The following is an 8,642-nucleotide window of genomic DNA, read 5'->3' on the forward strand; positions in this document are numbered from 1 at the left end:
GTGGGCGCGGGCCGGTGCGTGCTGCCGCCGGTCCAGCAGCCGCGCCCCCCGCCGAGGCGCTGCTGGCCGGGCGTCGTGCGGCTCCCGTCGTGCGCCACGTCACGCCGCGACCGACGGGCGGGCCGGAGGGGCCGCCGTATCCTCGACAGGTGCAGCCAGCCGGGTCGACCTCGACCCTCGGGCCGCCGCCCCACCTCGGGCAGGCGTCCGGCGCCCCCACCCCCGCCGCCGGTGCGCGGCACCGCCTCGTGCTCCTCGTGAGCCTGCTCGGCACGGTGGTCGTCGGGATGCTCGTCGCGGTGCAGTCGAGGGTCAACGGCGAGGTCGCCACCGTCCTCGTGCCCGGGGTCACCGGCGGGTGGCGCGGGCCGGGCGGCGACCGGGTGGCGGCCGGGCTGGACGCGGCCGTGCTGTCGTTCGGCATCGGCTGGGTCGTCCTGGTCGTCACGTCCCTGCTCACCCCTCGCGGCCGGCGCGGCCTGCGCGCGGTGCTGTCGGCCCTGCGCCACGGCCGGCTGCGCTGGTGGCAGGCGCTCGGCGGCACGGCCGGCGCCGCCTTCGTCGCCGCGCAGGGCATCGCGGTCCCGGTGCTGGGCGTCGCCGTCTTCACGGTGGCCTGCGTCGCCGGCCTCACCGTCGGCTCGCTGCTCGTCGACCGGCTGGGGCTGTCGCCCAACGGGCCCCGCCCCTTCACCGTCCGCCGGGTCGTCGGCTGCCTGCTCGCGGTGGCCGGGGTCGCGCTCAGCGTGTCGTCGAGCCTGCTCGGCGGTCTCGGCCTGGCCGCCGGGGTGCTGGTCGTCGTCCTCGTGGTCGCGCTCGCCCTCGCCGTCGGGGCGGGCACCGCGGCGCAGCAGGCCGTCAACGGCCACGTCGCCATCCACGCCGGATCCCCGTGGACGGCGGGGCTCGTCAACTTCTCGACCGGGCTGGCGGTGCTCCTGCCGGCGCGGCTGCTGCTCGTCGGCACCGTGCCCCCCGCGCCGCTGCCGACCGCGTGGTGGAGCTACCTGTCCGGGCCGATCGGGATGTCGTTCATCATCCTCGCCGCGCTGCTCGTGCGGACGCTCGGCGTGCTGCTGCTCAGCCTCGGCAACACGGCGGGCCAGCTCGTCGGCTCCATCACCCTGGACGAGCTGCTGCCGACGGAGGCGGGGCGTCCCGGGGTCGTCGAGATGCTCGCCGCGCTCCTCATCTTCGCCGCGGTCGTCCTCGCCGCCAGCAGGCCCCGACGCTCCCGGGGCGGGGCGCCCACCGACGGCTCGGCAGGTCCACCAGTCGAGGCCGGGGCGACGCCGGCCGACGCCCCGCGTCCGTGACCGACGCCGACCTCGTCCTGCTCGGTGCCGGCGGCGCGGGCACCGCGGTGCTGCACGCCCTGGCGCACCGCGACCTCACCACCGGGCTGCCCGCCCCGCTGCGGGTCGTCGTCGTCGACCCGGTCCCCGACGACAGCGCCGCCGCCCGCCACCGGACCTGGTGCTTCTGGGCGGAGGGCGAGGCCGCCGTCGCCCCCGCCGTGCACGCCACCTGGCGCCACGTCCGGGTGAGCGACCCGGCGCGCGACCTCGTGCTCGACCTGGACCCGTTCCGCTACCACCTCGTCCGCAGCGACGACCTCGCCGCGCTCACCGCCGAGCGGGTCCGGGCCGCGCCCCGGCTGTCCGTCGAGCGCGTCGTGGCAGCGGCCGGCCGGGTGACCTCGACCACAGCGGGGGCGACGGTCCAAGTCGGTGGCCGCACCCTGCGCGCGGCGCTCGTGCTGGACTCCCGGCCCGCGAGCCCGGCCCGGGCGGGGTCGGTGTGGTGGTGGCAGCACTTCCGCGGCTGGACCCTGCCGGCGGGCGCGCTGCCCGCGGGGGTGCTCGGCGCCGGGCCCGACGGTCGCCCCGTCGCGAGCCTCATGGACTTCCGCACCGACCAGCCGGCCGCCGGGCTGTCCTTCGGGTACCTGCTCCCGCTGCCGGACGGCCGTGCGCTCGCGGAGTACACGGAGTTCTCGCCCGCGCGGCTGGACGACGCCGGCTACGACGCTGCCCTCCGGGGCTACCTCGCCCGGCTGGGCGTGAGCCCCGACGTCGTCCCCGACCACGTCGAGACCGGGGTCATCCCCATGACGGACGGGGCCTTCGCCCGCCGGTCGGGGCCGCGGGTGCTGCGGACCGGGACCGCCGGCGGCGCCACGCGCGGCTCGACCGGGTACACGTTCTCGGCGATGCTCCGCGACGGCGAGGCGGTCGCGGACCTGGTGGCCGGTGGCGCGCTCGCCCGGCCCGGCGCGGTCCGGCTCCCCCCGCCCTACCCGCCGCGGCACCGGTGGATGGACGCCGTGCAGCTGCAGGCGCTCCAGGCCGGCCGGGTGCAGGGGCCGACCTTCTTCACCGACCTGTTCGACCGGCGGCCCGCCCCGCAGGTGCTCCGCTTCCTCGACGGCACGACGACCCTGGCCGACGACCTGCAGATCATGTCCGCCTCGCCGACCCTGCAGATGTCGCTGTCGGCGGGCTCGGACGCGCTCGACCGGCTCCGGCGCCGGGTGCGGCGCCCGGGCGGGGAGCAGGGCCAGCCGGTCCCGGTGCGCACCGACCGCTGACGGGTCCGCCTCCTATCCTCGGGGCGGAGCCCGGCCGGACCGGGGAGCACCGTCCCGCGGGCCGGTGCCCGGCGGAGGGGCGGGGGCAGTCGTGGACCTCGCTCAGGACGTGTCCACGACCACCACCGTCACCGGCGCCGTCGCGGCCGTGCTCGGCGCCGTCGTCCTGTTCATGGCGCTGGTCGTCATCCCCAAGGACCGCCGGCCCTCCTCGGCGACCGCCTGGATCATGACCATCGCCTTCGTGCCGGTCGTCGGGGTCATCGCCTACTTCTTCATCGGCACCCCCCGCCTGCCGCGGGGCCGCCGGGCCAAGCAGCGCGACGTCGACCGGCTCATCGGCGAGCGGACCCGGGCCTTCGACCCCGGGGACGGTCCGTCGCCCGGCCCGCGGTGGTTGGACCACGTCGTCCGCCTCAACCAGAACCTCGGCGCGATGCCCATGCTCCGGTCCAACTCCGCCGTGGTGCAGACCGGCTACGCGGAGTCCATCGAGCAGATGACGGCCGACGTCGACGCGGCGACGGAGTTCGTCCACGTCGAGTTCTACATCCTGTCCCGCGACCGGACGACGGCCCCGTTCTTCGACGCCATGGCGCGGGCGGTGCGGCGCGGCGTCGTCGTGCGCGTGCTGCTGGACCACATCGGGTCCTGGGGCACGCCGGGGTACCGCCGCACGCTCCGGGCCCTGGACGCGGCGGGCGTGCAGTGGCAGCTCATGCTCCCGGTGCAGCCGCTCAAGGGCCGGTACCAGCGCCCCGACCTGCGCAACCACCGCAAGCTCGTCGTCGTCGACGGCCTCGTGGGCTGGGCGGGGTCGCAGAACATGGTCGACTCCACGTACGGCAAGCGCACCAACCGCCGCCGGGGCCTCCACTGGCAGGACCTCATGGTGCGGCTGCGGGGCCCGGTGGTGCAGGAGCTCGAGGCGCTGTTCGCCACCGACTGGTACTCCGAGACCGACGAGCTCCTCCCGGTCCGGGCGCCCGACCCCGCGGAGCTGGTCGTCGGGGAGCTGTCGGTGCAGGTCGTCCCGTCAGGGCCGGGCTTCGACACCGAGAACAACCTGCGCCTGTTCACCAGCCTGCTCTACGGCGCGCAGGAGCGGGTGAGCATCACCAGCCCGTACTTCGTGCCCGACGAGTCGCTGCTGTACGCGGTGACCAGCGCCGGCTAATGCGGCGTGCAGGTCGAGCTGTTCGTGCCCGAGCAGGCCGACCAGTTCCTCGTCCACCACGCCCAGCGCTCCTACTACGAGCAGCTGCTGCGCGCCGGGGTCCGGATCTGGCTCTACCCCCGCCCGTACGTGCTGCACGCCAAGCACATGAGCATCGACTCCGACATCGCCGTCGTCGGCAGCTCGAACCTGGACATCCGCTCGTTCACCCTGGACCTGGAGCTCACGCTGCTCGTCCACGGGCAGTCCTTCGCCCAGCAGCTCCACCACGTCGAGGACCTCTACCGCCAGGTGTCCAGCGAGCTCACCCTCGACACCTGGCTCGCCAGGCCCCGGCTGCAGCAGGTCCTGGACAACGTCGCGCGCCTGACGTCCTCGCTGCAGTAGGGCGCCCGGCTGGCGCGGGTCCGTGCGGTGCAGGTCGGTGCGGTGGAGGTACGTCCGGTGCGCCGTCGGCGGACGGCTCAGGGCTCAGCCGACAGCGACCGGCTCCCACGAGAACACCGCGTCGGTGCGCGGGTCGACCGTGAGCCGCAACCACTCGGTGGCGGTGTCACCGAACGTCTCCAGCCGGGTGAGGTTCGCGACACCGCCGTACGCAGGCTCGGCCTCGTAGCGGTGCTCGTCGCCGTGGGCGAGCAGGACGGGCCCGTCGAAGGCCCGCGAACGGGCGAGGATGAGCTCGCGCTCGGCGGCGAACCCGGGGTCGTCGTCGACGGGCTCGGCCTGCAGCAGCAGCAGCACACCGGCAGCGCCGGTCGCCTCCGCCTCGTCGAACGCGGCGTCGATCCAGGCGAGGTTCGCGGCCCGGCGTGCCTCGAACTCCGCGAGGCGCTCGGCCGGGCGGTCGCCCCCGGGCAGCTGCGCCCACGGGAGCAGGCCGTTGCTCGACCCCACGACGTGCACGGTCGCCATGACGACCCCGCTGCGCGTGAAGCGGACGTTCTCGACGTAGTCCGCGTGCGCGGGGTCCGTGACGCCCTGGCTCACCACGCGCATACCCCGGCCGCCGATGGTCTCGCCCGGGACCGGGAACATGAGCTCGCGGAGCCGGTCCAGGCGTTCGGTCGGGACGAACGAGCCGTTGGTGGTGCGGTGGCAGTCGGTCCAGTCGTTGTCTCCGGGGGTGAGGACGAAGGGGTCCTCGAAGCTCTCGTACTTCTGGAGCGAGTCACCCAGGAGGGCGTCGGAGCAGCTCTCGCTGCCGGCCTTGACGTCGCCGGCGTGCAGCACGAGACGGACCCGGCGGTCGTCGTCCACGTCGTCGGCCAGGGCGGGGAACAGCTCCCGCTGCTCGGGGCCGTAGGGGGTGTCCCCGAGCAGGGCGATCGTCGTCGGTGCCTGCCCCCTGGGCCCGCCGGGGGCGGCGACGGCGGTGCCGGGCACCGTGGCGACGGCCAGCGCTGCCAGGGCCGCGGCGCCGGACGAGAGGAGCGCGCGCCGGCGCGCGGGGGACGGGGACGACGAGGCGGTCATGCGGACACCCTGGTGGCCGCGCCCGGCCGGCAGGTGGCCGTCAGGTGGCGGTGAGGAGAACGCTCGGGTGCGCCGGGCCTGACGAGGTCCGGCCTCTCCTCTGAGCCCCGCGCAGGCCTGTGCCCGGGACCGCCCGGTCCCCGCCGCCTACGCGCCGTCGTGGGGGCTCCACGACGGCGACAGATGGTCGACGAGCTCGTCGGCGATGCCGGTGTAGGTCTGCGGGGTGAGCTCCAGCAGGCGGGCGGTCGCCTCCTCGGGCAGGCCGAGGCCGCGGACGAACTCGGCCATCGCCGGCCCGTCGACCCGCTTGCCGCGGGTGAGCTCCTTGAGCCGCTCGTAGGGGTTGTCCAGGCCGTGCAGGCGCATGACGGTCTGCACCGCCTCGCCGAGCACCTCCCAGGACCCCTCGAGGTCGGCGTCCAGCACGGAGGAGTCCACGTCGAGCGAGCCCAGGCCCCGGGCGACGTTGTCGACCGCCAGCAGCGAGTGGCCGAGCGCGACGCCGATGTTGCGCTGCATCGTGGAGTCGGTGAGGTCCCGCTGCAGCCGGGACGTGACGAGGGTCCGCTGGAGGACCTCCAGCAGCGCGTCCGACAGCTCGAGGTTCGCCTCGGCATTCTCGAACCGGATCGGGTTGACCTTGTGCGGCATGGTCGAGGACCCGATCGAGCCGGCCTGCGTGAGCTGCGTGAAGTAGCCCTGCGAGATGTACGTCCAGGCGTCGGTGCACAGGTTGTGCAGCACCCGGTTGTAGCGGGAGACGTCGGCGTAGAGCTCGGCCTGCCAGTCGTGGGACTCGATCTGCGTCGTCAGCGGGTTCCACGTCAGGCCCATGCCCTCGACGAACCCCCGCGACACGGCCTGCCAGTCGACGTCGGGCGCGGCGGCGTGGTGGGCCGCGTACGTCCCGGTGGCCCCGTTGAGCTTGCCGAGGAACTCCGCGCCGTGGACCCGGTGGAGCTGGCGCTGCAACCGGTGGGCGAGGACCGCGAGCTCCTTGCCGACCGTCGTGGGGGTGGCGGGCTGGCCGTGGGTGCGGGCCAGCATGGGCACCGACCGGTAGGCGCGGGCCATCGTCGCGACCTGCTCGGCGAGCGCGGTCGCCGCCGGCAGCCACACCTCGCGCACGGCGCGCTGCACGAGGCGGGCGTAGGCGAGGTTGTTGATGTCCTCGCTCGTGCACGCGAAGTGGACGAACTCCGAGACGTCCTCCAAGGAGGTCCCCGCCAGGCGCTCCTTGAGCAGGTACTCCACGGCCTTGACGTCGTGCACGGTGGTCCGCTCGAGCTCCCGCAGCCGCAGGACCGTGCCGGCGTCGAAGTCCGCGGCGACCCCGTGGAGGCGCTGCACCTCCTCGTCGGTGAGGCGGCGCAGCCCCGGCAGCACCTGCTGCTGGGACAGGTGCAGCAGCCACGCCACCTCGATGCGCAGCCGCTCGCGGTTGAGCGCCGGCTCGGACAGGTGCTCGGCGAGGCCCTCCACCGCGGGGCGGTACCGGCCGTCGAGGGGGCTCAGCGTCGCCTCGCCCAGGTCGGCGGCGATGCGTGCGGCGGTGCGGGACACGGGGGGCTGGTCGTTCACGGGGTGATCCTCACAGATCGTCGGTGCGACCCGCGCCCGCCGACCGCCTGTGCACGGCGCCCGGCGGCTGTGGACAGAGCCCCCTCGCGCGCGTCGTCACAAGGGGGAGTGGCGGCGCCGGCCAGACGTCGCGGGCGCGGTGCCGCTGTCGGGGCGTCAGGCCCAGCGTGCGGCCGCCGCCGCGGCCTGCGCCCCGTAGCCGCCGCCGAACAGGGCGGCGTGGACGAGCAGCGGGTGCAGCTGGTGCAGCGGGACGCGGTCCTGCCATCCCGGCGTGAGGGGGGCGGCCTCGGTGTAGGCGTCGAGCACCCGTCGCAGGTGGGGCAGCCCGAACAGGGCGAGCATCGCCAGGTCGGTCTCGCGGTGGCCGCCGTGCGCGGCCGGGTCGACGAGGACGACGCCGTGCGCGGTCCACAGCACGTTGCCGTTCCACAGGTCGCCGTGCAGCCGGGACGGGCCCTCGCCGGGGTCGCTGAGGCCCGCGTCGGCGACGAGCCGGTCGAGCAGCCGGGACACCGTGGCGGACTGGTCCGCGTCCAGGGCGCCCGCGTCGTGGGCCCGGCGCAGGTACGGCAGCAGGCGGTGCTCGGCGTACCAGGGCCCCCACACCGGACCCGTGCGCAGCGGCAGCGGGAGCGGCCCGACGTACCCGTCCCCGGTCCAGCCGTCCGGGCCTGACCCGAAGCCCGGCGCGCCCGCCGCGTGCGTGACGGCCAGGCGACGGCCGAGCTCCTCGGCCGCGGCGGCGGTGGGCGGCACCTCGGGCAGGCGGGGCATGACGAGCCGGTCGTCGGCGACCTGGAGGGGCTGCACGACCGCGACGCCGCCGGGCACGGACGCCAGCCAGCGCAGGCCGGCCGCCTCGACGGCGAAGTACCCCGGGGGTGCGTCCGCCCGTCGCTTGACGAACACCTCGCCGGAGGCGGCGGCGGGACGGCCGGGCGCGTCGTCGCGAGCAGGTGCCCCCGTGGTCACCGGACGGCCTGCACGGGGGCGCCCGCCAGGCGCTCGAGCAGGTGGTCCAGCAGCCCGGCGCACGAGCGCTCCACCTGCTCCAGGACGGAGTCGAAGGCGTCGAGGTCGGAGTAGTAGGGGTCCGGCACGTCGAGGGACCGTCCGACGTCCCCGCCGGCCCGCAGGAGGGCGCTGAGGTCGGCCGCCGCCGGGTCGAAGGTGCGCAGCAGCCGCACCTTGGCGCGGTCGTCCTGGTCGTCGGTCCAGCCGAGCAGGGTCCGCTGGTGGCCGCGGTCCAGCGCGAGCACCAGGTCGAGGTCCGGCAGCCAGGACGGCTCGAACAGCCGCGCGCGGTGGGGCAGGCCGTCGTACCCGCGGGCGGACAGCGCCAGGAGCGTGCGGCTGTCGGCGCGCTCGCCGATGTGCCAGTCGCCGGTGCCCGCGGAGGTGACGAGCACCAGGTCGTCGATGCCCTGCTCCTCGACCATGGCGCCCAGCACGACCTCCCCCATCGGGGAGCGGCAGATGTTGCCCGAGCACACGAAGCACACGCGGATCGGGGCGGGGGCCATGGGTGCCAGTGTGCCCACGCTCCCGGGCGCGGCGACAGGGCTCCGGCCCGGGGATCTCAGCCTGTGTCCACAGCCGGGGAGCCCGCTCCGGTGTGCACCGCCGGGCGGCGTCCGGGACCCCGCAGCACGCGGTCGGCGCAGGCTCGGGGGATGGGGTCGGGGAGCACGGAGGAGGTGGCGGCCCGCTGCGCGCGGGTGGCCGACGAGGTGGACGGGCTGGTGGCCCGGGTGCGCGGGCTGCCGCCGCCGGGCTGGCGCGGACCGGCGGCGGACGGGTTCGACGAGGGCC

General features: G+C 75.7%; 6 protein-coding genes and 1 pseudogene. 3 read left to right on the forward strand and 4 right to left on the reverse strand.

The window, feature by feature from the left end:
* The first annotated feature begins 149 nt into the window (after positions 1 to 149).
* The 3 genes and pseudogenes from WCS02_RS14610 (at position 150) to cls (ending at position 4,154) form a co-directional block, all read left to right on the forward strand.
* On the forward strand, positions 150 to 1,316 hold the full coding sequence (locus tag WCS02_RS14610) for a DMT family transporter (protein WP_340294482.1): 1,167 nt from the start codon (positions 150 to 152) through the stop codon (positions 1,314 to 1,316).
* Positions 1,313 to 2,590: a lycopene cyclase family protein gene (locus tag WCS02_RS14615; protein WP_340294484.1), complete on the forward strand. Its 1,278-nt coding sequence runs from the start codon at positions 1,313 to 1,315 to the stop codon at positions 2,588 to 2,590. Before WCS02_RS14610 ends, WCS02_RS14615 begins: the two co-directional genes overlap by 4 nt.
* A gap of 172 nt (positions 2,591 to 2,762) precedes the next feature.
* Positions 2,763 to 4,154 (forward strand): annotated as a pseudogene (gene cls, locus WCS02_RS14620) (cardiolipin synthase).
* An 84-nt stretch (positions 4,155 to 4,238) separates the two neighbouring features.
* Here cls and WCS02_RS14630 read toward each other — a convergent pair.
* The 4 genes from WCS02_RS14630 to WCS02_RS14645 all read right to left on the reverse strand — a co-directional run bounded on the left by WCS02_RS14630 (position 4,239) and on the right by WCS02_RS14645 (position 8,353).
* Positions 4,239 to 5,243: a metallophosphoesterase gene (locus WCS02_RS14630; RefSeq protein ID WP_340294490.1), complete on the reverse strand. Its 1,005-nt coding sequence runs from the start codon at positions 5,241 to 5,243 to the stop codon at positions 4,239 to 4,241.
* A gap of 147 nt (positions 5,244 to 5,390) precedes the next feature.
* Entirely contained in the window at positions 5,391 to 6,827 is a 1,437-nt protein-coding gene (purB, locus tag WCS02_RS14635; RefSeq protein ID WP_376983981.1) for an adenylosuccinate lyase, read from the reverse strand.
* Between the two features lie 156 nt (positions 6,828 to 6,983).
* Positions 6,984 to 7,739: a fructosamine kinase family protein gene (locus tag WCS02_RS14640; RefSeq protein WP_376984000.1), complete on the reverse strand. Its 756-nt coding sequence runs from the start codon at positions 7,737 to 7,739 to the stop codon at positions 6,984 to 6,986.
* Positions 7,740 to 7,798: 59 nt separating this feature from the next.
* The gene (locus tag WCS02_RS14645) at positions 7,799 to 8,353 is read right to left on the reverse strand and encodes a low molecular weight protein-tyrosine-phosphatase (protein ID WP_340294494.1); all 555 of its coding nucleotides are present in this window, start codon (positions 8,351 to 8,353) and stop codon (positions 7,799 to 7,801) included.
* Between the last annotated feature and the right edge of the window lie 289 nt (positions 8,354 to 8,642).

Source organism: Aquipuribacter hungaricus, assembly GCF_037860755.1.
GTDB classification, from domain to species: Bacteria; Actinomycetota; Actinomycetes; order Actinomycetales; family JBBAYJ01; genus Aquipuribacter; species Aquipuribacter hungaricus.

What these genes read in the sequence shown, in the direction of transcription:
- WCS02_RS14645 (WP_340294494.1), bottom strand. Translation starts at nt 8,353, where the DNA reads ATGGCCCCCGCCCCGATCCGCGTGTGCTTCGTGTGCTCGGGCAACATC.
- WCS02_RS14630 (WP_340294490.1), bottom strand. Translation starts at nt 5,243, where the DNA reads ATGACCGCCTCGTCGTCCCCGTCCCCCGCGCGCCGGCGCGCGCTCCTC.